The sequence below is a fragment of the Herbaspirillum sp. UBA812 genome (assembly GCF_002296545.1).
Classification (GTDB): Bacteria; Pseudomonadota; Gammaproteobacteria; order Burkholderiales; family Burkholderiaceae_D; genus Herbaspirillum; species Herbaspirillum huttiense.
The window spans coordinates 1-25817 of record NZ_DBIC01000390.1; the positions used below are offsets into that span (position 1 = coordinate 1).

The 25817-nt window shown below is 61.2% G+C and carries 26 protein-coding genes; 11 read left to right on the plus strand and 15 right to left on the minus strand.

Annotation, left to right across the window (positions count from 1 at the left end; all coding sequences use genetic code 11):
* The 4 genes from B3873_RS25600 to B3873_RS25615 all read left to right on the plus strand — a co-directional run.
* Window positions 1-400: ATP-binding cassette domain-containing protein (locus B3873_RS25600; protein ID WP_286869915.1), on the plus strand; the 400-nt coding region annotated here is incomplete at its 5' end.
* Window positions 401-468: 68 nt separating this feature from the next.
* Complete coding sequence (locus B3873_RS25605) at window positions 469-1215, plus strand: ABC transporter permease (RefSeq protein WP_232729704.1); 747 nt, start codon at window positions 469-471, stop codon at window positions 1213-1215.
* A gap of 114 nt (window positions 1216-1329) precedes the next feature.
* Window positions 1330-1893 carry a nuclear transport factor 2 family protein gene (locus tag B3873_RS25610; protein WP_286869918.1) on the plus strand — a complete coding sequence of 188 codons (564 nt, stop codon included), beginning with the start codon at window positions 1330-1332 and terminating at the stop codon, window positions 1891-1893.
* Window positions 1894-2018: 125 nt separating this feature from the next.
* The gene (locus B3873_RS25615) at window positions 2019-2831 is read left to right on the plus strand and encodes an alpha/beta fold hydrolase (protein WP_286869920.1); all 813 of its coding nucleotides are present in this window, start codon (window positions 2019-2021) and stop codon (window positions 2829-2831) included.
* 3 nt (window positions 2832-2834) lie between these two features.
* Here the strand turns inward: B3873_RS25615 and B3873_RS25620 are convergent, their stop codons facing one another.
* Both B3873_RS25620 and B3873_RS25625 read right to left on the minus strand, forming a co-directional pair.
* Entirely contained in the window at window positions 2835-3158 is a 324-nt protein-coding gene (locus tag B3873_RS25620; RefSeq protein ID WP_034331328.1) for an antibiotic biosynthesis monooxygenase family protein, read from the minus strand.
* 25 nt (window positions 3159-3183) lie between these two features.
* Window positions 3184-4110, minus strand: coding sequence for a LysR family transcriptional regulator (locus tag B3873_RS25625; protein ID WP_209582953.1), 927 nt, complete (start codon window positions 4108-4110; stop codon window positions 3184-3186).
* Between the two features lie 204 nt (window positions 4111-4314).
* On the opposite strand from B3873_RS25625, the gene B3873_RS25630 reads away from it, so the two are divergent.
* Window positions 4315-4815, plus strand: a complete 501-nt coding sequence (locus B3873_RS25630; protein WP_039787776.1) for a flavin reductase — start codon at window positions 4315-4317, stop codon at window positions 4813-4815.
* A gap of 596 nt (window positions 4816-5411) precedes the next feature.
* On the opposite strand, the gene B3873_RS25635 is transcribed toward B3873_RS25630, so the two are convergent.
* From B3873_RS25635 to B3873_RS25690, 12 genes are all read right to left on the minus strand, one after another.
* Complete coding sequence (locus B3873_RS25635; protein WP_286869923.1) at window positions 5412-6971, minus strand: methyl-accepting chemotaxis protein; 1560 nt, start codon at window positions 6969-6971, stop codon at window positions 5412-5414.
* Between the two features lie 200 nt (window positions 6972-7171).
* Complete coding sequence (locus B3873_RS25640) at window positions 7172-7717, minus strand: hypothetical protein (RefSeq protein ID WP_286869924.1); 546 nt, start codon at window positions 7715-7717, stop codon at window positions 7172-7174.
* A gap of 146 nt (window positions 7718-7863) precedes the next feature.
* Window positions 7864-8175, minus strand: a complete 312-nt coding sequence (locus B3873_RS25645) for a hypothetical protein (RefSeq protein ID WP_134221832.1) — start codon at window positions 8173-8175, stop codon at window positions 7864-7866.
* A gap of 95 nt (window positions 8176-8270) precedes the next feature.
* Window positions 8271-8726, minus strand: coding sequence for a hypothetical protein (locus tag B3873_RS25650; RefSeq protein ID WP_286869926.1), 456 nt, complete (start codon window positions 8724-8726; stop codon window positions 8271-8273).
* 249 nt (window positions 8727-8975) lie between these two features.
* On the minus strand, window positions 8976-9143 hold the full coding sequence (locus B3873_RS25655; RefSeq protein ID WP_286869927.1) for a hypothetical protein: 168 nt from the start codon (window positions 9141-9143) through the stop codon (window positions 8976-8978).
* A gap of 594 nt (window positions 9144-9737) precedes the next feature.
* Window positions 9738-10631 (minus strand): lysozyme inhibitor LprI family protein, encoded by an 894-nt coding sequence (locus tag B3873_RS25660; protein ID WP_286869928.1) that lies wholly within the window; start codon window positions 10629-10631, stop codon window positions 9738-9740.
* Window positions 10632-10854: 223 nt separating this feature from the next.
* Window positions 10855-11082: a formate dehydrogenase subunit delta gene (locus B3873_RS25665; protein ID WP_286869930.1), complete on the minus strand. Its 228-nt coding sequence runs from the start codon at window positions 11080-11082 to the stop codon at window positions 10855-10857.
* A gap of 61 nt (window positions 11083-11143) precedes the next feature.
* Window positions 11144-11986 carry a formate dehydrogenase accessory sulfurtransferase FdhD gene (gene fdhD, locus B3873_RS25670; RefSeq protein WP_286869931.1) on the minus strand — a complete coding sequence of 281 codons (843 nt, stop codon included), beginning with the start codon at window positions 11984-11986 and terminating at the stop codon, window positions 11144-11146.
* Window positions 11987-12065: 79 nt separating this feature from the next.
* Window positions 12066-14939 (minus strand): formate dehydrogenase subunit alpha, encoded by a 2874-nt coding sequence (gene fdhF, locus B3873_RS25675; protein WP_286869933.1) that lies wholly within the window; start codon window positions 14937-14939, stop codon window positions 12066-12068.
* A gap of 53 nt (window positions 14940-14992) precedes the next feature.
* Window positions 14993-16555 (minus strand): formate dehydrogenase beta subunit, encoded by a 1563-nt coding sequence (locus tag B3873_RS25680; protein ID WP_286869936.1) that lies wholly within the window; start codon window positions 16553-16555, stop codon window positions 14993-14995.
* Window positions 16555-17031 (minus strand): formate dehydrogenase subunit gamma, encoded by a 477-nt coding sequence (locus tag B3873_RS25685; RefSeq protein ID WP_008327136.1) that lies wholly within the window; start codon window positions 17029-17031, stop codon window positions 16555-16557. The genes B3873_RS25680 and B3873_RS25685 overlap by 1 nt, the downstream gene beginning before the upstream one ends.
* Window positions 17032-17518: 487 nt before the next feature.
* Window positions 17519-19165: an OFA family MFS transporter gene (locus B3873_RS25690; RefSeq protein WP_051156515.1), complete on the minus strand. Its 1647-nt coding sequence runs from the start codon at window positions 19163-19165 to the stop codon at window positions 17519-17521.
* Between the two features lie 229 nt (window positions 19166-19394).
* Between B3873_RS25690 and B3873_RS25695 the strand changes: the two genes are divergently transcribed.
* Both B3873_RS25695 and B3873_RS25700 read left to right on the plus strand, forming a co-directional pair.
* Window positions 19395-20462: a substrate-binding domain-containing protein gene (locus B3873_RS25695; RefSeq protein ID WP_034332988.1), complete on the plus strand. Its 1068-nt coding sequence runs from the start codon at window positions 19395-19397 to the stop codon at window positions 20460-20462.
* Between the two features lie 135 nt (window positions 20463-20597).
* Entirely contained in the window at window positions 20598-21581 is a 984-nt protein-coding gene (locus tag B3873_RS25700; protein ID WP_039787785.1) for a LysR family transcriptional regulator, read from the plus strand.
* 162 nt (window positions 21582-21743) lie between these two features.
* Here the strand turns inward: B3873_RS25700 and B3873_RS25705 are convergent, their stop codons facing one another.
* Window positions 21744-22658 (minus strand): LysR family transcriptional regulator, encoded by a 915-nt coding sequence (locus B3873_RS25705; RefSeq protein ID WP_286869940.1) that lies wholly within the window; start codon window positions 22656-22658, stop codon window positions 21744-21746.
* Between the two features lie 168 nt (window positions 22659-22826).
* On the opposite strand from B3873_RS25705, the gene B3873_RS25710 reads away from it, so the two are divergent.
* The 4 genes from B3873_RS25710 (at window position 22827) to B3873_RS25725 (ending at window position 25783) form a co-directional block, all read left to right on the plus strand.
* Window positions 22827-23765, plus strand: coding sequence for a D-hexose-6-phosphate mutarotase (locus B3873_RS25710; protein WP_286869941.1), 939 nt, complete (start codon window positions 22827-22829; stop codon window positions 23763-23765).
* Window positions 23766-23975: 210 nt separating this feature from the next.
* The gene (locus B3873_RS25715) at window positions 23976-25055 is read left to right on the plus strand and encodes a tartrate dehydrogenase (RefSeq protein ID WP_134134805.1); all 1080 of its coding nucleotides are present in this window, start codon (window positions 23976-23978) and stop codon (window positions 25053-25055) included.
* Window positions 25056-25138: 83 nt separating this feature from the next.
* A complete protein-coding gene (locus B3873_RS25720) occupies window positions 25139-25324 on the plus strand; it encodes a hypothetical protein (RefSeq protein ID WP_034332391.1) in 186 nt (61 codons plus the stop codon).
* Window positions 25325-25342: 18 nt separating this feature from the next.
* Window positions 25343-25783, plus strand: coding sequence for a surface-adhesin E family protein (locus tag B3873_RS25725; protein ID WP_039787793.1), 441 nt, complete (start codon window positions 25343-25345; stop codon window positions 25781-25783).
* The last annotated feature ends 34 nt before the right edge of the window (window positions 25784-25817 follow it).

The following is a 25817-nucleotide window of genomic DNA, read 5'->3' on the forward strand; positions in this document are numbered from 1 at the left end:
GCTCTCCGGCGGCATGCGCCAGCGTGCGCAGATTGCCCGGGTGCTGGTCAATGAACCCTCGGTGGTGCTGATGGACGAGCCCTTCGGCGCCCTCGATGCGCAGACCCGCGAGGTGCTGCAAAGCGAGCTGGACCGCATCTGGAAAAGCACCGGCTGTACCATCGTCTTCGTCACCCACGACATCTGGGAAGCCATCCTCCTGGCCGACCGCGTGGTCACCATGACGGCCGGTCCGCGCGCCCACATCAAGGCCATCGAAGAAGTCGACCTGCCGCATCCGCGCGATCCGGCCGACCCGGCCTGCATGGCACTGTATGCCCGTATCCGCGACGACATCGGCGCAGAAGTCACGCGCGTGCTGCGCGCACAAGGTTTGATTGAAGAGGAATCCATACAATGACGCAGCTCACACAGACAGCCTCCCCGACGGCACCAGAGTCGGCCATGCCATCCAGCCTGGGTCGTCGCATGAAAGCAGCCCGTCCTTTCCTGATCTCGGTGGTTGCCATCGTCGGCGGCCTGGTGTTGTGGCAACTGGTCTCGATGACCACCTCGCCACTGTTCCTGCCCTCGGTCTCGATGACCTGGGCGGCCGCACTGGAACTGATCAGTGACGGCACCCTGCAGCAATCGGTACTGGCCTCATCCGGACGCATCCTGGCCGGCTGGGGTGCGGGCGTGGCCATCGGCGTGCCGCTGGGCATCTTCATGGGACGCTTTGACCTGGTGCGGCAATTGCTCGATCCCTACATCGAGTTCTTCCGCTTCATTCCACCAATCGCCTTCGTCACCCTCGCCGTGATCTGGCTTGGCCCCGGCGAACTGTCGAAGATCGCGCTGATCTTCTACACCACGGTCTTCATCGTCACGCTCAACACCATCGCCGGGGTGCAGGCGGTGAACCCGCTGCGCCTGCGTGCGGCGGCCTCGCTGGGTGCCGGACAATGGAAAATCCTGACCACCGTGATCCTGCCCTCGACCGTGCCCTTCATGGTCACCGGTGCCCGCATCGCGATGGGCAATTCCTTCCTGACGGTGGTCTCGGCGGAAATCGTCTCGGCCCGCGAAGGCCTCGGTGCCCTGATCTGGACGGCACGCAACTTCAGCCGGACCGAGTGGGTGTTCGTGGGCATCATCGCGCTGGGCCTGCTGGGCTACCTGTTCGACCGCGTGCTGCGCATCGCCACCCGCAAGCTGCTGGCGCGCTACCTGTAAGCCCCAAGCCCCTCCTGGCGGCGATGCACTGATCGCCGCTGCCAACCCTGCGCTTGTATGCAGGGTTGGCTTTTCCCATCCATACAAGATCAAGATCACGAGAGACCACGCACCATGACCGACTTCACCCAGGAAATCCAGCAACTCAAGCGCCGCCTCGACATCCTCGAAGCCGAGGCCGACATCCGCCGCATCCAGGCACGCTACATGTTCCTGTGCGACACGCCCTGCCCCGAGCCGGTGGCCGATGACGCCGAACGCATCGAGAAGATCCTTGAGCTCTATGCCGAGGACGCCATCTGGGAAGGCGTCGGTTCCTACTACGAGGGCCAGTTCGGCCAGGCTGTCGGTAAGGAAGCGATCCGCAAGCACTTCCAGGCCTTCTGGGGCCAGAAGAAGGATCCGGAACTGCTCTTGAACGTGCACTACCTGACCTCGGAACAGATCCACGTCAATGCCGACTGCACGCACGCCGATGGCCAGTGGGTGCACTGCCAGCCGTGGATCTTCGGCGATGGCTCGTCGCTGCTGCGCTCCAGCCGGCTCAACAACCTGTTCAAGAAGGTCGATGGCGTGTGGAAGATCGCACGCACCCGTACCGAAAACGTGTTTGTGGCGCCGCTGGCTTCCGGCTGGGCCAACAATGTGCCGACCTATTCGGTGCTGATGAAGGAATGATGCAGCAAATCCTTCAAACGATAAAAATCGTTTATATCGTTTCGTGTTTTTATGCCGCTGTTCGTTGTTGATGATGTGAGCGGGAAGAGGCTGCGGCCTCTTCGCCGTGCCAGAAAGCTACTCCCATGTCCCCTGTCCATCCCGCGCTCATACGCCAGTTCATCCCCACCAGCGCCGGTCCGCTGCATGTGGCCAGCATGGGCGAAGGTTTGCCCGTACTGCTGCTGCACCAGACCCCGCGTTCCTGGGACGAATTCCGCGATGTGCTGCCCCTGCTGGCGCAGCGCTACCGCCCCATCGCCATCGATACGCCGGGCTTTGGCGATTCCTGCAAGCCGCCACCGGCGGAGCACAGCATCGAGCGCTGGGCCAGCCTGGCGCTGGAAGTGATGGACCAGCTGGCCATCCGCAAGGCCGCCGTGGTCGGCCACCATACCGGCGCAGTCACGGCCATGGAAATCGCTGCGTCGGCTCCTGAGCGGGTGGCGGCGCTGGTACTGTCTTCCTGTCCCTACAACGACGCAGCACGGCGCAGCGCGCACGCTGGCAAGCGTACTGTGGACGATGTGGAGATCCGCACCGATGGCGCTCACCTGCAGGAGCTGTGGCAGCGCCGCCAGCCCTTCTATCCGGAAGGCGATACCGACCTGCTCACGCGCTTCATGGTGGATGCCCTCAAGGCCGGACCGATGGCCTCGCATGGGCATATCGTGGTGCGCAACTATCACATGGAAGATCGCATCGGCCTGGTACGCGCGCCCACGCTGGTGTTGCGGGCGGGACGCGATCCGCATGCGGCGCCCTACAGCGAACGCATCGCCCAGGCCATTGCCGGCAGCCAGTGGCAGACGCTGGATGACGGCATGGTCCCCATGCCGGACCAGATGCCAGGCCCCTTTGCTGAAGCGGTGATGGATTTCCTGCAGCGCAGTTGCTGAGTTTCAATCGCGGGTGAAGGCGTAATCCCGCTCAACCTTGCAGATCCGCGTCTTGTAGGCCTCGTACCACTGCTGGCGTCCCAGACGCTGGGCCAGCTGGTGATCGAGGTCGCGTTTCCACGCGGCGATGGCCTCCAGGCTCGCCCAGTAAGACACGGTGATGCCCACCTCCTCGCGCGCCGACTCCAGCCCCAGGAAACCGGGCTGGCGCGACGCCGCCTCCACCATGGCCTCCGCCATCTCGCCATAGCCGTGATCGCCTTCCGTGCGTAGGGAAGTGAAGATGACGGCGTAATAGGGAACGTCTCCGGTGACGGCAATGCTCATGATGTGACTCCAGTACGGGGAAGGATCAGGCGTTCTCGGCCTCGCGTCCGAACATCTCGATGAGCAGGCTGCGCAGCCACTGGATGCCCGAGTCCGCCGAGAAACGCGTATGGGTGTAGATGCTCACCGGGATGCGCGGCATCTCCAGCGGCAGGTCCAGCAGCACGCAGGCCTCATCAACGTTGTGGCGCTCGGCGATACTGCGCGGCAGGAACAGCGCCAGGTCGGTATCGCGCACGATCTGCGGGGCCACCGTGAAATGCGGCATGCGCAGCGCGAAATCGCGCTTCACGCCGGCGTTGCGCAGCACGTCCTCGGCCAGCTGGTGGCCGGTGGTATTGGTGTTGGCGTAGACGTAGCGCAGCTGCAGCAGGCTTTCCATGGTCAGCGGTTCGCTGGCCTGGGGATGGGTCTTGCGCAGCATGCAGACGTAGTCGTCATTGAGCACCAGCTGGCTCTGGCAATCCTCGGGCAGGCCCGGCAGGTAGCCGAAGGCCAGGTCGATGTCGCCGTTGCGCATGGCGGCACCCAGATTTTCCATGGCCATCTGCTGGACTTCGATGGAGACGTGCGGCGCGGCGTGGGCCAGTTCTTCCATCAGCAAGGGCAGCACGTGGCTGCAGGACATGTCGGACATGACCAGGTGGAAGGTCCGCGTGGCCGTGGCCGGATCGAAGCTGGCGTGGGTATGCAGGGCCTCGTGGATGATGCCCAGGGCGCGAGCGATGGGTTCATGCAGGCGGATCGCGGTTTCGGTCGGCACCATGGCGCTGGTACTGCGCACGAAGAGCGGATCATCGAACATTTCACGCAAGCGACGCAGGGCGTGGCTGACGGCGGGCTGGGTCAGGTGCAGGCGGTCGGCGGCGGCGGTCAGGCTGCGCAGCTCCCAGATGACGATGAAGGTCTTGAGCAGGTTCAAGTCCACTGCGCCGATATTCATTTGCTTCATGCGGAACATTCCAGACAATCATTTGACCCGTCATTTGTGCAGGGTCTATTGTTCATCCCAGGACGCAGGCTTTCATAAGCGATGCGTTCTCCCTCTCACCTGCTGATCGACATCCGCCTGACGGCGCCGCAGACGACCTTGCTGATGGCGCAAAGGATACGAAGCCTTGTGCCGGATGTCATCTCTTTTTTGGACGGACCTACCATGAAGCAAGATTTTCGCGACGCCATGGCGCGTCTCTCGGCTGCGGTCAACATCATCACCACCGATGGTCCTGCAGGACGCGCCGCCATGACGGTGAGTGCCGTCAGTTCGGTCTCCGACGACCCGGCCACGGTGCTGGTGTGCATCAACGTCAAGAGCGCTGCCCATCCTATCCTGGTGGGCAACGGACGGCTGTGCATCAACATCCTGGCCGGACATCATGAAGAGGTGGCGCGCATGATCGCCGGCATGACCGGGCTGGCTGCCGAGGAGCGCATGGCGCAGGTAGGCTGGGAGATCGGCGACTACGGCCAGCCGGTGCTGCCCGATGCGCTGGCGGTGCTGGAGGGAGACATCGTATTGCAGCAGCAGGCGGGCACGCACAGCGTGCTTTTCGTGGAGATCCGGCATATTCGCCTGGCGGCATCACAAGCTGACGGGCTGGCTTATTTTGGACGGCGGTTTCACCGGATTGCGGCGGAGGTGGCGTTGGCGGCGTGAGGGGAATGATGGCAGCCCGGTCTACCACGAAAAAAACCGCTCAGTAAACTGAGCGGTTTCATCGAAATCACGGGAAGGCAACAGCCCGACAACGCCAACTGCTGCACATGTCGGCTTTACCGGCGCAGCAAGCGCCACCGTCCGACAAGACCAACAAGCAAAAAATATAAAGCGGTAATGAGCCAGAGCACGTCAGCCCAGCCGATACGAGGCCAATGGGGATCGTGAAAATATACACGATTCATTCCGTACATTACGTACGCGGATAAAGCATACGCGCCCAACAACACGACTCCTGCCGCACCGGCCAGGATGCGTGGCACAGCGCTCATCTTTCGGCCGCCGGGATTCGTCTTCTCAATGCCATTCACAAGCGATCTCCTTCAATGGTCTCAAATCCTGATAAACCAACGCAATGGAAAGCATGCCCGTATCGGACACCGCACGATGATACATACACTCAACAACGCGCAATAGCGAGTGACATCTTCCGGGATGCCCCGCGCAGTACGGGGTTCCGCAGCAAATACCGAACCTGCTCAATTTGCACAAAGCCGCGGCCCGGAGTGAGCTCGGGTCAGACCAGCGTCTTAGTCTTATGTCACGCAGACAAAACGGTGAACCAAGCCCGAGAGCGTTGACGCCTGGTCACGCAAAGAGCTTGCAGAGGCCGCTGAGCGTTCAACCAATGCTGCATTTTTCTGTATCCCGTCATCAATCACATTGATGGCCTGACCGATTTCGACAATGCCGGCGCTTTGCTCGCGGATCGCGCTGCCCACCTCGCCGAGGATATCGGCTACCCGCTGCACACTTGAGACGACCTCGCTCATGGTCACGCCTGCGTGCTCCACCAACTTGCTGCCACAGCTCACCGTGGCGACCGAGTCGTCAATCAAGTTTTTGATCTCTTTCGCCGCAGAGGCCGAGCGTTGTGCCAGCGAGCGGACTTCGGAAGCGACCACGGCGAATCCCCGGCCTTGCTCACCGGCCCGTGCGGCTTCCACTGCAGCATTCAATGCCAGGATATTGGTCTGGAATGCGATGCCATCAATGACACTGATGATGTCAACAATCCTGAGAGAGGATTCGTTGATCGCATTCATGGTAGAGACCACCTCGCTGACCGCTTTGCCTCCGGCACTGGCGATCCCGGAGGCCTGGAACGCCAATTGATTGACCTCTTGCACGCTGTCTGCATTTCTCTTGACCGTGTCGGTCAGATGCGCCATCGTCGATACTGTCTCTTCGATCGAGATCGCCTGCTTTTCCGTCCGACTGGAAAGATTGACGTTGCCGTCGACGATTTCACCTGAGGTATGGTTGACCTGATTGGTCGTCCTCTGGATCTCGGACACGATATCTTTGATCGATGACTGCATCGCGATCAACGCATCGGACAAGGCTGAAAACTCGGAAGTGGTCTCCTCGCCGATGATCACCGTCAGATCCCCGCGGCTGATGGCCCGTGCGTTGTCTATGGCATTTTTCAGTGGTTTGGCAATCAGGTTCTTCAACATGACGGTGGCCAACGCTGCGGTAAGCATTGCAATCAGGATGACAACCGAGATACCGGCAACGATCTTGCGATTCGAACGCTCCAGCTCCGCAATCTTCAGATCGGCATGATCGCTGGCCACTCTGGCCAGGGTGGCCAGCGTGCCGAGATAGGAGCGCACCTGAGGTTCGTATTGCTGCTGGATATAGTTGTGTATCTCTTCTGCGGTGCCATTGCTTTTGACTTTGGCGATGTTGTCGGTGATCGCCACCACTTTCTTCCTGACCTCCACAGCAGTATCGGAGGCCTCTCGAATATTCCTGTCAGTGATCAATGCGGCGACTTCCTGTTGCGTGTCGCCGATGATCTTCGAGGTCTTTTGAAAATCGCTCTCAAAGCTTGCTTTGTATCCGACCAACTCAACATTGGCGCGAACAAACGCTCTTGCCACATTCTGCTGCACCAGCAAGCTCCATCGTTCTGCGGCGCGGGCGAGTCGTACATCATGGTCGATGACAAACTTGAGTTTCTCGGTCGCATCAAAGATCTTGTAGGTACTGATAGCAGCAGCGCCTCCCAACGTCAAAGCGAGGATGGTTGCAACAAAGTAGATATACCTGTTGATGGAGATTTTCTTTGACGATGGAAAGTTTTTCATTTTCTTGAAAATGGGCCCGAAGCTCACTGAAATCCCAGCCCCTCGTCCGCTTGCATTTGCCAGCAATGGCTGAAGTGCCGCTGCGACCAAGGCTGGCCATATGCCGAATCGGCGTGGTGAGACTGGTGATATGGATTGCACCAGGAAATGCTGTCAACCGGGCTCGTGTCTGCTGATGGCAGCCCGCCCGAAACATCTTCTTAAAGTCGTTCGCGCGACAAGGACGATTTTCTTCTCTTGGTCATCTCTACGGCCAGATTCATCAGAAATTCGACAGCCTGCCGTGCGCCGTTCAAGGAAAACCGGCTGACCTCAAACTGGCCAGATGCCAAGGGATGCGCAATCCCGACAAGGCCGCTCGATTTGGTAACGATGCCATCAAACTCATCGGGTTTTTCCAGACTGTAGTTATAGAGGGTCTGCCTGTCAGTCGCATACGCGCCCGCACAGACCATCTTGTTGACAGCCGCTCCGGTCGGAGAGTTGATCAGAGCAACGGCAGTGCTTCCCTCTTCGCAAGCTATTTTCGAGGCCTGCAACCAACTGCATGTGCCTGAGCTGATATTGCACGTCTTGATCAGGAGATCTCCTGCTGAATTTGTCGTTGCGGCATAAGGAAAACCGGAGGGCGAAATACTTACCGACCAATCGCCAAAGTCCTTCGTCTCAGCCTGTGCAGACAAACTGAACAAGGCGAGCAGCGTGAAGCTCAATGCGCCGTAAAAAAGTGATTTCAGATCATTCATCGCCAAGCTCCAATTGGTATTGATTCTGTTGTGTGTAATGGGTCATCCGACGGGCAAGAATGACGTCGCTGCGGGGGAGGTTGTTGAACATGGGTCGCCCCCATTTTTCTCCATGAAGTTTCCTGCCACAGCAGCGAAACCCATGTTCAACGCGAAGCCTTTGAAGCTTGGCCTTTCGGCGTGCAGGCGGCCGGGTTGGACATGCCCATGGTAAGCAGATTGCCGCCATTGATGATGCAACTGAATTCTTTTCTGTCGTTGGTCACGACGTTCACAAAGGTATTGGTACCGTCCGTGCGCCGCGAAATGATGGTGAGATCAGAAGGGGAATAACCCAGATTGCCGGCGGCCTGCGACTTGATCTTTTCGTCGCTCAAGATGTTCGTTTTTTCGGCAATCGTGTCGCATCCGGCCACGCTGAACATCGACAGGATCATCAAGCATTTCAAAAATTTCATTTCATTCTCCGTTCATTGAAAGACGTCGTAGCGATGCGCTTGTCCGGGCAGACCTGACAAGCGCCGTAAAAATAGAACTGCCTTGCACGTGCCCGTCACATACCCATGCGGTGCAAAATGCTTGTTTGCCCAAAGCCCCATCCCCCCCATCCGCAAGTTCCGTGAATTTCATAATAGAAAATGATGTCGGTTTCCTTGTCGGCCCAGAACTGAACAACGCAAACGTCCTGATAGGTCCTGGTTTCATACTGGTACACGATCGTAGGCGGGTTTCTGGTTGCATCCATGTAAGAGCCAGCCAGCTCTTCTCTGGTGTACGGATTGCTTTTGATCAAACGGAACGTGACATGCTTCTGCCCATACAACTTGCTGATCTTCCACTTGTTGGTATCGATATCTATCGACCAAGGCGTGCCAAACACCTGGTAAGCCTCGGCGACATCTTTTCCCATCAGCTCCTCCGCCGCATTACGTTCGGGGGCAATGGTGGCACAGCCCGACATCATCAACACCAAGCCGGCAAGCAATGCTTGCATGTAGCTACGTTTCATCCATTCACCATTCTGAAATTGTTTTTTAAAAGGCCTCCTGCAGCATCCGGGCGTCTACGATCTTTGCAGTAGCAGCTGCTCACCTCATCTGCACCTGGATAAGCAATCGGCCCGAGTTGAGACTGCATGACATGAGCGGGAAGTCGCCGGAGCGTATCCAAGCAAGGGACGAATCCACTTCATCAACACGCCGTCACGGTGCCTGGCACTCCCAATCAACCTGTCTCAGGGCAGCTCTGGCCAAATGGCTCAGATCATTCGATACATACGGATCAGCCCGCAAGGTGCATTCGCTTTCGATGCCTTTGGACCAGCGATGAAATCGAAAGCAAGCTTCACCGGACTCACCGGATGGATTTCGCCAGGAATGAGCGAGACAAAGCGACGCCAATTTTTTCTTAATTTTTTCTGATTCATGTTTTTGCGAATTTATCGCTTAAAAAAAGCGAGCTTTTTATCTTTGATGGCGTTAAGTTTTGTAAGGACGGATCAGATCATATAGACCATCAATGACGAATGGCTGACGGATAACTGACGCCATGCCGCTGAATCGATGAAACAAATAGGTGAGTTCGGGTTAATTAATTTAATTTGAACCAATTGGCCGCAAAGGTGAATACAGCCGCATGAAGCCGCATTAGGACTGGTATCAACACGCAATGCACCAGGCGTAGTGCCTGCGCCGAGGAGGCGGTGCGAAGAGGTAGGAGGGGCATCGCCAGCGCTTGTTGATCAAATCGGTGCGAGAAAGACAATGCAGGCAGATGCCGACGGCCGGCACAGAAAGCGCCGATTTTAGAAAGCGAGTACTTAATACTAAAAAAGCAAGCCAAAAATTGTTCATCCTCACTGAGGATCACAAAAACCCATTCGAGTGATGGGTACACGTTGCGCGTGGCTGCCGCGCACCGCCCTGGCGAGGGCCGTGCGCATTCCAGGCAGTGACGGCGCAATGGCCGCACTGCCTCCCATGCTGATCTCCGTTGTGGTGTGTGTTCGCTGACGGTCGAATTACATCAACGAAAACTTCTTGTCGGTGAGGCAAGGATTAATCCACGAATCATGATCGTCGGCAGGCGATCCACTTACCTCAGCATCCAGCTTGGGCAGCGGCGGATCCAACACGATACCGCCGCCCGCCGCCTCGGCTTGTCCTCCTGAGGCTGTGTCCCCACCCTGCCCCGAACACGTCTCATCCTTGCAGCTGGCTACGATCTTGGGGACACCGGCGACAAGTGTCGCCACCGTCCTGGTGGTGTACACGCGGTAGGTCGCCCACTCACTTGTCTCGCTACAAATCCGTTCCTTGTTCTGGTATTGGATTGTGCCCAGGCAGGCATAGCCATAGTTATCGCCAGAGCCATTCTGATTACGCGGATAGAAGAAGCACTCGGTGGCAAAGCCAGTGAAATCCCCTCGGGGAAATTGGCTTGCATAGCGCCGCTGATCCAGTGCCGCCTGAATAAAGTGAAACTGCCCCGGCTCATGATCTGAGCGCCGCTTGAGTTGATCTGTGCGCCCCCTGATCGCCTTCAATACCATCTTGCGCTGCATATCCTTCGGATAGGTCTCACCGGTCTGGCCATTGGTAGCGCGATCGAGATCCCCAAACGCTGCCTCCCGCGCCGCGATCCAGCGTTTCTGGCTGGCGACCAGCATGTCGTGGATCTCAGCATCAGGAGCTGCCTTCAAGATGGCGGCATAGGCGCGGTTCATGTCCGCATCTGCGCGAACGATGGCCGGATTGCTGCAAATAAGATGCTCAACGTCACTCGAAGCACGCTGACAGTTGATCGCATAGGCTGTGGAAGACAGCGACGTGATTACGAGTATCGGCAAGGCAAGAAATAATTTCATCACGCGGATCTCTCTTGGAAACAAGTGGGCGAATACATCGGCATTCATGACAGCCTGGGCGAATCTTGCCAACGATGATTCGCCCCATGCAGGAACAGGCGGATGCTGCCTGGCTTGCCTGACAAACGGCTGATGAATTTACACTTGTGGAATTCACCCAACAGAAGCGATTCTCTGCGTCAGGCCATGAGTGTTCCCCTGCTCTCTCCAAATAAAAAAACCGCTCAGCAAACTGAGCGGTTTTCACCTGAATCACAAGAAGGCAGCGGTCCTATACCGCCAACTGCTGCACATGCCGGTTTACCGCCTCCAGCACGATGGGATCCAAGCCCTCCCCTTGCGTCTTCTCGATATGCTCCAGGAAAGCCTTGCGCATGCGCGGCTCCCAGAATCGCTTGAGGTGCGAAGCCAGGTCGGCAATGGCCTGGTCGCGGTCCGGCATGGTGGAAAAGAAACTGCCGATCTGGTTGGCCATCTTGACCAGGTGTTCGATATTCATGGTGCGTCTCCTCCTGCTCTGTTCATCGATTGTCCGTCAACTCTTCATCCGCGCCACCAGCTCACCGCAAACGATGCGGCCGCGCATATACCACGTGGCCCTGCTTGCGCACGAAGCCCAGCAGCGTCACATCCGTCTCTTCGGCCAGCCGGATCGCCAAGGCGGTCGGGGCTGACACGGCAGCGATGAAACCGATGCCGACCGTGGCCGCCTTCTGCACCATCTCGTAACTGGCGCGGCTGGTGATGATGGCCGCGCCCTGCGCAAAATCGGCCTCCTCTTCGGCCAGCGCGCCGATGAGCTTGTCCAGCGCGTTGTGGCGGCCCACATCTTCGCGGACCAGCACGATGCGGCCCGACGCATCCATCCACGCCGCCGCATGCGTGGCACCGGTCGCCTGCTGCAAGTGCTGCCCGGCCTGCATCTGTTCGAAAGCTGCATGCACCTGCTCCACCGAAAACACCGCGCCACCGCGCACTGCCTGCGGATGCCGCACCGCCTGCTCCAGCGTCTCCGCACCACACAGGCCGCAACCGGTGCGCCCGGTCAGGTTGCGGCGCTTTTCCTTGAGCGCCACGAAGCGCTCGGTGGCGATGCGCATCTGTACCTGCACGCCTTCGCAGCCGGGGACGATCTCGCATTCATACAGCTCGCCCGGCGCGGCCAGAATGCCTTCGGTGAGCGAGAAGCCCAGTGCGAAATCTTCCAGGTCGGCGGGCGTGGCCATCATCACGGCGTGCGAGATGCCGTTGTATTCGAGGGCGATGGGGACTTCCTCGGCGACCACATCGTCGACCGTCTCGCGCTGGCCGTCGCGCCAGCGATCCACCTGCACGCGGGCGAAGGTGGCGTAGTCGCCGGTGGTGTCGTCGATGACGGGGCTGCTGCTGTTGCGTGTGTTCATGCTGTCCTGCCTGATGCGGATGGGTTGGGCTCGTGTCTGCGGAAATCACGCCGGCACGAGCCCGTCAGGCCCGCGCCGCTTACTTCGTCACCAGGGGTTCCGCCTGCGCCTCGCCCTTGAGCAGATCGAGCTGCGCACGGTTGAAGCGCTCGTAATGCTGCTGCCATTGCGAGGGCTGCGTCACCGGCATCACCTGCACCGCCGTCACCTTGTACTCGGGGCAGTTGGTAGCCCAGTCGGAGTTGTCAGTGGTAATGACGTTGGCACCCGATTCGGGGAAGTGGAAGGTGGTATAGACCACCCCCGGCTGTACCTTCTCGGTCACCGTCGCCCGCAGCACGGTCTGGCCTGCACGCGACTCCACCCCGACCCAGTCACCCTCGCGGATGCCACGGTCCTCGGCATCGTGCGGGTGGATTTCCAGCCGGTCTTCGCTATGCCATTGCGAGTTCTCGGTGCGGCGCGTCTGCGCGCCCACGTTGTACTGCGACAGGATGCGGCCGGTGGTCAGGATCAGCGGGTAGCGCTGCGTCACCTTCTCGTCGGTGGCGAAATACTGCGTGTTGATGAACTTGCCCTTGCCCCGGATGAAGCTACCCACGTGCATGATGGGCGTGCCTTCCGGCGCAGCCTCGTTGCAGGGCCACTGGATGCTGCCGAGTTTTTCCAGCTTGTCGTAGCTCACGCCGTGGAAGCTGGGGGTCAGGGCGGCGATCTCGTCCATGATTTCCGAGGGGTGATTGTACGGCATCGGGTAACCCAGCGCTTCGGCCAGCGCCACCGTGACTTCCCAGTCGGACTTGCCGGCCTTGGGCGGCATCACCTTGCGCACGCGCGAGATGCGGCGCTCGGCGTTGGTGAAGGTGCCATCCTTTTCCAGGAAGGACGAACCGGGCAGGAACACGTGCGCATACTTGGCCGTTTCGTTCAGGAACAGGTCCTGCACCACGATGCATTCCATCGCCTGCAAGGCCGCTGCCACGTGCTGGGTATTCGGGTCCGACTGGACGATATCCTCCCCTTCGCAATACAGGCCCTTGAAGCTGCCATCGAGGGCCGCATCGAACATGTTGGGAATGCGCAGGCCCGGCTCCGGATTGAGCGTCACGCCCCAGGCCTGTTCGAACTGGCCGCGCACGGTGGAATCCGAAATGTGGCGATAGCCCGGCAATTCGTGCGGGAAGGAACCCATGTCGCAGGAGCCCTGCACATTGTTCTGCCCGCGCAGCGGATTCACGCCCACGCCTTCGCGGCCGACGTTGCCGGTGCACATGGCCAGGTTGGCGATGCCCATCACGGTGGTCGATCCCTGCGCATGTTCGGTCACGCCCAGCCCGTAGTAGATCGCGGCATTGCCGCCGGTGGCATAGAGGCGCGCCGCGCCACGAATGATCTCGGCGGGCACGCCGGTGATGGCGGCCATGGCTTCGGGGGAATTGTCTTCGCGCAGGACGAATTCCTTCCAATCCTTGTATGACTGCAGGTCGCAGCGTTCCTGGATGTAGGACTCGTTCTGCAGGCCTTCCGAAAGGATCACATGAGCCAGCGCCGTGATGATGGCGGTGTTGGTGCCGGGGCGCAGCTTCAGGTGATAGTCGGCCTTCAGGTGCGGCGACTTGACCATCTCGGTGGTGCGCGGATCGATCACGATCAGCCTGGCGCCCTGGCGCACGCGACGCTTGATCTGCGAAGCGAACACCGGATGGCCGGCCGCCGGGTTGGCTCCCATGATGAGGATGACGTCCGACTTCATCACCGATTCAAAGGTCTGCGTCCCGGCCGATTCACCGAGGGTCTGCTTCAGGCCATACCCGGTCGGCGAGTGGCAGACGCGGGCGCAGGTATCGACGTTGTTGTTGCCGAAGGCGGCGCGCACCAGTTTCTGGACCAGATAGGTTTCTTCGTTGGTGCAGCGGGAAGAGGTAATGCCGCCGATGGAATCCTTGCCATGCTTGGCCTGGATGCGGCGGAACTCGCTGGCCGCATACGACAGCGCTTCCTCCCACGACACTTCGCGCCAGGGATCGTTGATGCTCTTGCGGATCATGGGATTCAGGATGCGGTCCTTGTGGGTCGCATAGCCCCAGGCAAAGCGGCCCTTGACGCAGGAGTGGCCCTGGTTCGCCTTGCCATCCTTGTACGGCACCATGCGCACCACTTCATTGCCCTTCATCTCGGCCTTGAAGGAACAACCCACGCCGCAATACGCGCAGGTGGTGACTTTGCTGTGCTCGGCCTGGCCCAGCATGATGACAGTCTTTTCCGTCAGCGTCGCGGTCGGGCAGGCCTCCACGCAGGCACCGCAGGAGACGCATTCGGATTCCATGAAGGCTTCCATCTGCCCGGCCGAAACGCGCGACTCGAAACCGCGGCCGTTGATGGTCAGCGCAAAGGTGCCTTGCGTTTCTTCGCAAGCCCGCACGCAGCGGTTGCAGACGATGCACTTGGAAGGATCATAGGTGAAGTAGGGATTGGATTCATCCTTCTTCATCTTGGTGTGGTTCTCGCCCTCGTAGCCATAGCGCACTTCGCGCAGGCCGACCACGCCAGCCATGTCCTGCAGTTCGCAGTTGCCGTTGGTCGGGCAGGTCAGGCAATCCAGCGGATGGTCGGAGATGTAGAGTTCCATCACGCCACGCCGGATCTCGGCCAGCTTGGGGGTCTGCGTCTGCACCTTCATGCCCGGTTCGCAGGGCGTGGTGCAGGAGGCCGGATAGCCCTTCATCTTGCGGCCATCCTTTTCGATTTCCACCAGGCACAGGCGGCAGGAACCGAAGGGTTCCAGGCTGTCGGTGGCGCACAGCTTGGGCACGTTGATGCCGGCCTCGACCGAGGCGCGCATGACCGAGGTGCCGGCCGGGACCGTCACGGCCACGCCGTCGATCTCCAGCGTGACCATCTGTTCCGAGGCACGTGCGGGCGTGCCGTAATCCGTTTCGTTGAGCTGATTCATGGTGCAACTCCTTGCATTCGCTGATGCGCTGATGCGCTAAATCGCTGATGGGATCAGGCTGCCTGTTCGCCGGGCGCGCCGAAGTCTTCGGGGAAATGGTTCAGGGCCGACAGCACCGGGAACGGCGTCATGCCGCCCATGGCACAGAGCGAACCATTGACCATGGTGTCGCACAGGCTCTTCAACAGATGGATCTGCTGCGGGCGTTCCTCGTTGGCGATGATCTTGTCGATCACTTCCACGCCGCGTGTGGAGCCGATGCGGCAAGGAGTGCACTTGCCGCAGGATTCGACGGCACAGAATTGCATGGCGTAGCGAGCCTGTCTGGCCATATCGACACTGTCGTCAAACGCCACCAGCCCGCCATGCCCGATCATCGCGCCGATCGCGGCGAAAGCTTCATAGTCGAGCGGTGTATCGAATTGCGAGGGTGGCAGGTACGCGCCCAGCGGCCCGCCCATCTGCACCGCGCGAATCGGCCGTCCCGAGGCACTGCCGCCGCCGAAGTCCTCCAGCAACTGGCGCAGCGTGAGGCCGAACGCTTTCTCCACCAGGCCACCTTGTTTGATGTTGCCGGCCAGCTGGAAGGGCAGCGTGCCGTGCGAGCGGCCTACGCCATAGTTCTTGTAGAAGTCCGCGCCGCGCGCCAGGATCACCGGCACCGAGGCCAGCGAGATCAGGTTGTTGATGACGGTCGGCTTGCCGAACAGGCCCTCGATGGCCGGCAGCGGCGGCTTGGCGCGCACCACGCCGCGCTTGCCTTCCAGGCTTTCCAGCATCGCTGTTTCTTCGCCGCAGATGTAGGCTCCTGCGCCCTTGCGCACTTCCAGCCGGAAGGATTTGCCGGAGCCGAGAATGTCATCGCCCAGGTAGCCGCGCGCGGCGGCGATGGCGATGGCTTCGTTCATCGTCGCAATCGCATGCGGATATTCGGAGCGCACGTAGACGTAGCCCTCGGTCGCGCCAACTGCGACGGCAGCGATGGTCATGCCTTCGATCAGCGTGAAGGGATCGTCCTCCATGATCATGCGATCCGAGAAGGTGCCGGAGTCGCCCTCGTCGGCATTGCAGACCACGTACTTCTGCGCGGCCGGTGCGCGCAGCACGGTCTGCCACTTGATGCCGGTCGGGAAGGCCGCACCGCCGCGGCCACGCAAACCCGAATCGATCATTTGCTGGACGATGGCCTCCGGTGTCTTGGCCAGCGCATTCTTCAACCCGGCATAACCTTCATGCGCCAGATAATCGTCCATCGAGAGCGGATCGATGATGCCGACCCGCGCGAAGGTCAGGCGCTCCTGGTTCTTGAGGAAGCCGATTTCTTCAGTCAGGCCCAGATGCAGCGTGTGCTGGCCTCCTGCGAGCAGCCCTGCATCGAAGAGGCCACTAACATCCTCCGGAGACACGGGCCCGTAGGCCACGCGGCCGGCTGCGGTGGCCACTTCCACCAGTGGCTCCAGCCAGAACATGCCGCGCGAACCGTTGCGCACCAGCTTGATGGACTGGCCGCGCTTTTGCGCTTCGGCAGCGATGGCGGCGGCGACTTCGTTGGCCCCGAGGGCCAGCGCGGTCGAGTCGCGCGGGACATAGATGGTCACGGTTTCGTGCGTACTCATCATGCCTCCCGCTTGGCCTGGATCAGGCGCTTGAATTTGTCGGCATCGACGCGGGCGTGCAGCTCGTCGTCGAGGGTGAGGTTGGGACCGATGGCGCACTGGCCCAGGCAATACACCGGTTCCAGCGTGAACTGGCCATCGGCGCTGGTTTCATGGAAACCGCAACCCAGCACATTCTGCGCATGCTCGGCCAAGGCCTCGCTGCCACGCGCCTGGCAGGCCTCGGCGCGGCACACCTGCACCACGTGGCGGCCGGCTGGTTCCTGGCGGAAGAAGTGATAGAACGAGATCACGCCATGCACCTCGGCGCGCGACACGTTCAACTCGCCCGCAATCATCGGGACCGCATCGGCCGGGATGTAGCCGACCTTGTCCTGGATGCCGTGCAGGATGGGGAGCATGGCGCCGGCCATGTCCTTGCGCTCGGCGATGATGCCGCGCACCGCCGCCACGTCGAAAACCTGTTGCCTCTTCATTGTTGCCTCCTGTGTTGCTTCAATGCGGTCCTTGTCCTTCTCCCGGAGGATCTTCTGCGGACCGCGCAAATGACGAATGAAAGGAAAGAGCCGCGCCTAGGGAGGAGCAGCCTGTGGAAAGCAGATCAAGGGATGGGGAGAACAATGCGGCGGCATGACGCTGCCCCGGTGAAGGGTGCGCACGGCCGTGCGAGATGAACCAGCTGGTCTCCGTTGTTTCATGTTCGCCCTGCCTTGATGGGTTGGTGTGAACACTGCGGATGCTGGCCTGCCCTTGCCGGGGACGGGCCATGCTCCTGTTTTTTGATAGTCGCTGACACAAGCTGCCCTGGTTCACGGGGCCATGGCAGCTTGTGTCAGCGGCTTTCGCCGCTGCGGTCCTGCGTGCAGGCCGGGTGGAGCCGGCCTGCGGATGTAACAATGACTTGACTACAAATTCACACGACTGCGTAATCGAAAATTACATCGTCGTTGAGGTGTTGCACAATCAGCGGAACAGCACGGCCGACTTCTGCAGCACCAGGGTGATACCCCAGATCAGCGGAATGCCGACGGCCGCCCAGGCCAGGCCGATGAACAGCGGGTTGCCGCCGCTGCCGATCTGCGACATGTCGCCCGAACCGGCGGTGACGGCTGCATCGGCGGCCGACTTTTCGTGGGCCAGCTGCTTTTCACGGGCCAGTTCTTCCGGCGTCATGAAGTGCTTGGCCGCGACCGGGCGGATCAGCAGGTTGCAGATCAGGCCCAGCACCAGCATGCCGGCCAGGATGTACATGGTGGTGTTGTAGACCTCGTTCTTGGGCATGCCCAGGGACAGCTGGTACTCACGCATGTAGTTCACCACCACCGGGCCCAGGATGCCGGCGGTCGCCCACGCGGTCAGCAGGCGGCCGTGGATGGCGCCCACCATCTGGGTACCGAACAGGTCGGCCAGGTAAGCAGGGACAGTGGCGAAGCCGCCGCCATACATCGACAGGATGATGCAGACTGCGCCGACGAACAGCGGGATGTTGCCGGACTTGGCCGACCACGGCAGGCTCACGTACAGCACGAAGCCCAGCACGAAGAAGATGGCGTAGGTCATCTTGCGGCCGAAGAAGTCCGAGCACGAAGCCCAGGCGAAACGGCCACCGATGTTGAACAGCGAGATCAGGCCCGTGAAGCCGGCAGCCAGTGCCGCGATACCGGCCTTCTGCTCGACCGACAGGTCATTGAAACCGATGTCCACGCCCAGCAGCTTGCCGCCAAAGACTTCCTGCAGCATCGGCGAAGCGATGCCGATGACGCCGATACCGGCCGACACGTTCAGGCAGAGCACCAGCCACACCAGCCAGAACTGGGGAATGCCCCAGACCTTGGAGACGTGCACGTGGTTCTGGGTGATCATGGTCGCCGAGGACTTGGCCACCGGCGGGGTCCAGCCAGCCGGCTTCCAGCCGGTGGGCGGCACGCGGTAACCGAAGGCACCGGCCATCATGAAGACGAAGTAGATGACGGCCATGACCACGAAGGTTTCCCACACGCCCACGGAGGTGGGGGAGGCAAACTTCTTCATCAGCGCATCGGCCAGCGGGGTGCCGACCAGGGCACCACCGCCGAAGCCCATGATGGCCATACCGGTGGCCATGCCGCGACGGTCAGGGAACCACTTGATCAGGGTCGACACCGGCGAGATGTAGCCCAGGCCGAGACCGACGCCGCCGATGACGCCGGAGCCCAGCCACATCAGCCAGATCTGGTGCGTCTTCACGCCCAGGGCCGAGATCAGCAGGCCGCCGCACCAGCAGATGGCAGCCACCACACCGGCCTTGCGCGGACCGGCGTGTTCCAGCCAGCCGCCCCACAGCGCAGCGGAGATGCCCAGCAGGACGAAGAACATCGTGTACATCCAGCCCAGCATGGAAATCTTCCAGTCACAGGTGGACGAGAAGACTTGCGCGAAGAAGCCGATATCGGCACCGCAAGCGATGGGCGCGGTCACGCCCAGGGCCTTGGACAGCGGCAGCCAGAACACGGAGAAACCGTAGGCCATGCCGATGCACAGGTGGATTGCGAGCGCTGCTGGCGGTACCAGCCAGCGATTGAAGCCAGGCTTGGCGACCGTGTGTTCCTTGTTCAGGAAATCGAAAGCCATTATTCCTCCGAATATTTTATGAGTGTGTGATGTGGGCAAATCGAAGGAAGGATTGCATCGCAAAGCCGGTAGGGGCGGATCGTGACACCGACCCATCTTTGCGGCGATATCCTTCTCTTTTCGTTTATTTATTTATGTACAACACCGCATATATTTTCTATCATTTATGCAGGGTGACGCGAAATTATCACCGATAAACGGCCGTTTCAATATGCTTTCTTTCACATAAATGTTCAAAGTCCACATCAAACCTCACTGGGAAATCGCCTACGACAACGAGGCGGCGCTGGACACGGCCAACTTGTTGACCCTGCTCACCGCGATCCAGCAGAGCGGCTCGATTGCGCGTGCCGCGCAATTGACGCGCTATTCCTATCGCCACGCCTGGGGCCTGCTGCGCGAGGCCGAGCGCCTGTTCGGCAACGCCCTCATTGAAAGCGGGCGTGGCCGCGGCACCACACTGACCGATTTCGCCAGCAAGCTGTTGTGGGCCGATCGCCTGGTGACGGCGCGTCTCTCCCCTACCCTCGACAGCCTGGCCTCGGAGCTGGAAGTGGAGCTGGGCAAGACGGTGGAAGGCAAATCCGAGAAGGTGCGCCTGAATGCCAGCCACGGCTTTGCGGTGGCGGCGCTGCTCAACAAGATCAATGAAGGCCGCCTGCCGGTGGAGGTGCGCTACCGCCACAGCACCGATGCGGTGGCGGCGCTGTCGCGCCAGGAATGCGATCTGGCGGGCTTCCATGTGCCGCTGGGCGAATTCGAGAAACCGGCCATCGCCACCTATGCCAAGTGGCTCAACAAGCGCAGCGATTGCCTGATCCACCTGGCCATCCGCAACCAGGGCCTGTTCGTCGAGCCGGACAATCCCAAGGGCTTGCGCGGCCTGGCTGACCTCACCCGCACCGACCTGCGTTTCGTCAACCGCGAAGCCGGATCGGGCACGCGCATGCTGCTGGAACTGATGCTCAATGGTGCCGGCATCCCCCACAAGAAGATCAACGGTTTCGAGAACACCGAGTTCACGCACTCGGCGGTGGCCGCCTTCATCGCCAGCGGCATGGCCGATGTCGGCTTCGGCGTGCAGACGGCGGCGCATCGCTTCGGCCTGGGCTTCATCCCGCTGGTGCGCGAACGCTACTTCTTCGCGCTGCCGGCGGCGTCCTTGCAGGATCCGCTGATCCGCTCGGTGATCGATATCCTGCAATCGGATAGCTTCCGCAAGGTGGTCAACAACCTGGCCGGCTATGACGCCAACGACATGGGCAAGATCCAGACCATCAAGGAAGCCTTCGGCTGACCGCTACCGGCCCGAGGCCACACTGCACCAAGCGCCGCTTGTGGGCGTGGGGCGAAGCGGCTACACTCGCGCCCCTGGCCTGCTGCCGTCCTGGCAGCAGGCGCTTCTCTTTTCGCTGCCACGCCTCCCTGCGCCATGAATTCCGCTGCAAGCCATTCCCCCGCCCTGCCTGCTCCCCTGCCTGCGATGCCTGCACTGGCGGGCATGGATGCGCGCCTGCTACGCCTGCTCGATGCGGTTCTCGATGAAGTCCATCTGGCGCGTGCTGCGGCGCGTGTGGGCCTGCCCCTGCCGGCCGCAGCCAGTGCGCTGGAACGGTGCCGTCAGTTGCTGCGTGATCCGCTGCTGGAAGATGGCGGCACGCAGATGCGGCTGACGGCCACGGCACAGGCGCTGCGTGAGTCAGTGCGCCAGATGCTGGCCGGCGATGCGCAGGCGCAGACGGCCAGCCCGGCGCAGCAGGTGCCATTGCAAGCCGCAGTGGCGCAGCGCGTGCGCATCCTCATGCCGGACTATCCAGCGCAAGTGGTGGCGCATGCGTTGTATCAGGAGCTGGCTGCCGAGCTGCCGTCACTGGATCTGGAATTCCAGACCTGGCTGGGCGATGCCGATGCCGCCGCCCGACTGGAACGCGGGCAGACCGATCTGGTACTGGGCGCGACCAGGCCGACCGGCCAGCTGCGCGGACGTGAAGTGCTGCAGGAGCGCTGCGTGGCCGTGATGCGGCGCGATCATCCGGCAGCGCATGCGCTGACCTTGTCACGCTGGCTCTCGTATCCGCACCTGCAGATCGCCTGCCACGACACGCTCAACCGCATGATCGACGAGCAGATCGCCATGCAGGGCCTGCGTCGTCGCGTGGGCATGGTGATCCCGAATTTCCTGATGGCCCCGGCACTGTTGCAGGGCTCGGACCTGATCGCGGTCATGCCCATGCATTGCGTGCCTGCCGCGACCGCCGCGCATCCGGTGGCGCTGACTTGTCTGCGCCCGCCCCTGCCGCTGGAGGCGCCGCCGCTGCGTTTGCTGCAGCATCGCCGTCACGCGGAAGATGCCTCGGTGGCGCTGGTGGCGCAGGTGCTGGAGCGCATCGTGCGGCAGCGATTCGACGGACGTTGAACGCAAATCTCACTTCTCTGGCGCACCACCTCTCCCCGTTCGAACTGAGTAGCCGCAAAGCGGCGTATCGAAGGCGCACCGTACGCAGCGCCTTCGATACGCGCCTGGCGGCGCTACTCAGTCCGAACGGGGAGTGACAGATTCAACGAGGCTATCGCCAGCTCACACCGTCGCCGACGATGCCGTGACATCCAGATGCTTCTGCAGGAAGCGCACGCATTCCCGCACCTTGGCCGAATTCTTCAACTGCATCGGATAGACCGCACACAGGTCGGCCTCCTGGAAATACTGCGGCAGCACCCGCACCAAGCGCCCGCGCTTGAGGCTGTCGGCCACATCCCAGATCGAACGCAGGATGATGCCGTGCCCATCCACCGCCCACTGGTGGATGATCTCGCCGTGGTTGGAGGCCAGCCCGCCCGAGACCTTCACCGTCTCCTGCCCCTTGGGGCCCATCATGCGCCAGATCCCGAAGGACTGGTTGCGCTCGCGGATCACCAGGCACTGGTGCTGGCGCAGCGCCGCCAGGTCGGGAGGCGCGCCATGCTTCTTCAAATACGCCGGACTGGCGCACAGCACGCGCTGGCTGGGCAGGATGCGCTTGGAGAACAGGTGCGGCTCATGCCCCGCGCCCACGCGGATATCGAGGTCGATGCCCTCGTTGACCAGATCGATCTGCCGGTCGACCAGCTCCAGCTGTATCTTCAGTTCCGGATGTTCGCTGGCAAAGCGCGACAGCAGCGGCGACACCACCTTGCGCCCCAGGCCGAAGCTGGTACTGATCTTCAACAAGCCGCGCGGCACGCGCTTGGCGCTGCTGACGGTTTCCATCATCTGCTCGACATCATCGAGAATCTTGCGCGCCCATTCGTGGACATTGCCGCCATCTTCGGTCATGACCACGCTGCGCGTGGTGCGATGGAACAGGCGCACGCCCAGCGCCTGTTCCAGCAGGGCGATGCGCTTGCTGATGTAGGCCGGCGAGGCACCGACCTCGCGCGCCGATTCGGCGAAGTTGCTGTGGCGGGCCACCACGCAGAACAAGCGCAGGTCTTCGAGCAGGGGAGAATTGTTCACGATATGTAGGCATTGGAGTCCACGATCTGTGGATTATAGTCCCGGACCGCCCTCCTCCCCCAACCTGACGAGACGCGGCGCATCGCCTGCCCCATCGGCCAATTTCCCGCAAGCGCCCGAAATGTGGCAGTCTTGCGCAATCGCAACGAATTCTCTTGGAGTAGCAGCATGAGCCTCATCGACGAACAGGAAGTCCCGCCCGATCTCCCTCATATCCAGCGCATCGAAGTCAACCAGCTGCAATGCCTGCGCGTGCAGACCGAGCGCGCCGAACTGCTGATCGCCGAGCAAGGCGCGCAGGTGCTGCGCTACCAGGTGCACGGCCAGGAACCGGTGATCTGGATGAGCGAGGAAGCCGCCTTCGAGGCCGGCAATTCGGTACGTGGCGGCATCCCGGTGTGCTGGCCGTGGTTCGGCGACCTCATGCGCAATCCGCCGCAAGTACAAGCGCTGCACGCCGGTGGACGCCTGCCGGCGCACGGCCTGGTGCGCGGCATTGACTGGCTCCTGATGGAAAACGCCATCGAAGGCGACACCGTGCGCCTGGTCCTGGCCATCCCGCCGACGACCGAATCGCCCGCCCTGCGCCACCTGCCGCCGGGCATAGAGCTGCGCCTGGAAATCCTGCTGGACGACCGCCTGCACCTGAAACTCACCACCCGCAATGGCAGCGAACAGCACATCGCCCTCACGCAAGCGCTGCACAGCTACTTTGCCGTCAGCAGCATCCACAACGTGACGGTCGATGGCCTCGAAGGCCAGCGCTACATCGAAACGCTGGAAGGCTGGGCCGAGCGCGAGCAGAAGCGTCCGCTGGTGGTCAGCAGCGAGACCGACCGCATCTATCTGGACCTACCGCCGCACCTGGCCATCCGCGACGAGGGCTGGAACCGCCGCATCCACATCGAGGCCAGCGGTTCCACTTCGGCCGTGGTCTGGAACCCGTGGGTGAGCAAGGCGCGCCGCCTGTCGCAGTTTGCCGATGATGCCTGGCAGCGCATGCTCTGCATCGAGACCGCCAACGTGATGGACGACCTGGTGGAACTGGAACCGGGTGCCGAACACACCATGGGCGTGAGCATCTGGGGCGAGACACTGGGCGGCTGACGCGGCCCTCGCAGCAGACTCCCCCGAAAAAGGCAGTACCGTCATGACGGCACTGCCTTTTTTCATGGCTGACGTTTTCTGCACTGTTCACGAATCGTGTTTTATAAAATCACCAGTTCGTGGATGATCCCACGCGGGAAGCGATTTATGATGGCTGCACTTTACAGACCCGGCATGCCGGTTTCCCCTTTCTCCAGAGGAGCAGCAACGATGAGCAAGACCCACAAGATCGCCGTGATCGCCGGTGACGGCATCGGCCAGGAAGTGATGCCCGAAGGCCTGCGCGCGGTCGAGGCCGCTGCCAGGAAGTTCGGCATCGACATCGAGTTCAGCCATTTCGACTGGGCGCACTGCGGCTATTACGCGCAGCACGGCAAGATGATGCCGGATGACTGGTTCGATCAGTTGAAGGGTTTTGAAGCCATCTTCTTCGGCGCGGTCGGCTGGCCGGCCACGGTGCCTGATCACGTCTCGCTGTGGGGTTCGCTGCTGAAATTCCGCCGCGATTTCGACCTCTACGTCAACCTGCGTCCGGTGCGCCTGATGCCGGGCGTGCCCTGCCCGCTGGCCAACCGCAAGCCGGGCGACATCGATTTCTACGTGGTGCGCGAGAACACCGAAGGCGAGTACTCTGCCATCGGCGGCCGCATGTTTGAAGGCACCGAGCGCGAGACCGTGATCCAGGAATCGGTGTTCAGCCGCAAGGGCACCGACCGCATCCTGAAATTCGCTTTCGACCTGGCGCAGAGCCGTCCCAAGAAGCACCTGACCTCGGCCACCAAGTCCAACGGCATCGCCATCACCATGCCTTACTGGGATGAGCGCGTGGAAGCCATGGGCGCCAAGTATCCCGACGTGCGCCGCGACAAGTACCACATCGACATCCTGACCGCGCACTTCGTGCTGAACCCGGACCGCTTCGATGTGGTGGTGGCCTCCAACCTGTTCGGCGACATCCTCTCCGACCTCGGCCCGGCCTGCGCCGGCACCATCGGCATTGCGCCCTCGGCCAACATCAATCCGACGCGCGAACTGCCATCGCTGTTCGAGCCGGTGCACGGTTCGGCGCCGGACATCTTCGGCAAGAACATCGCCAACCCGGTGGCCACGATCTGGTCCGGTGCGATGATGCTGGACTTCCTGGGCAATGGCGAAGGCAAGTACCGCCAGGCGCACGACGCCATGCTGGCGGCCATCGAAGAGGTGCTGGTCAACGGACCGACCACGCCGGACCTGGGCGGCAAGAGCAATACGACCGAAGTGGGCAAGGCGATTGCTGCAGCGATCTGATCGCTGACCGCTCTTCATTGCAGCAACAAGTGGCTCGCCTGGTGCGGGCCATTTTTTCGTGGGGCATTTCATGCGGTGGGGCCATGTTCAATCGTAAAGGGCATGTTAGGATGGCCGCACTTTCATTTTTCGCGATCGATGAGTTGGACATGGCTGCAAGCCTGCGCATGACAGGACACCGCTTGCTGGCGGAGCTGCTCTTCTGGAGCATCACGCTGGTGCTGTTGCTGGAGGACGATGTCGCCATGCTGGCCATGATGCTGACCTGACGCGACGCCCTGCCCGACATGTATCCACGCTTTTCTTCTTTCTTCTCCACGCCACGCCTGTCCCTTCTGCTGGCGACGGCACTGGCTGCGGCCTGCCTGCCGGCGCATGCCGAGTGGATGCCGCTGGGGGAGAACAACATCGGCAGCTTCTTCATCGACAAGGGCAGCATCGTCAACACGCGCAGCGTGCGGCAGGCGCAGATCCTGCTGAACTGGAACCGTCCGCAGCTGCTGATGGGCCAGGGCAGCAAGACGTATTACCTGTCGGAGATCTCGACCGCCTACTTTGACTGCTCGGCGCGCCAGCTCGGCTTTGGCAGCCGCAAGATGTATGCGCAGGCCGATGGCAAGGGTCAATTGCTGCTGGCACCGCAGCTGGCGTATTCGGACGTGAAGCTGCAGGATCCGATACCTGGTTCGACGGGGGAACGGGCGATTGAGGCGGTGTGCGGTAAATAATTTTCACATCAGTGGTGCACCGGGGGTCTTCAGG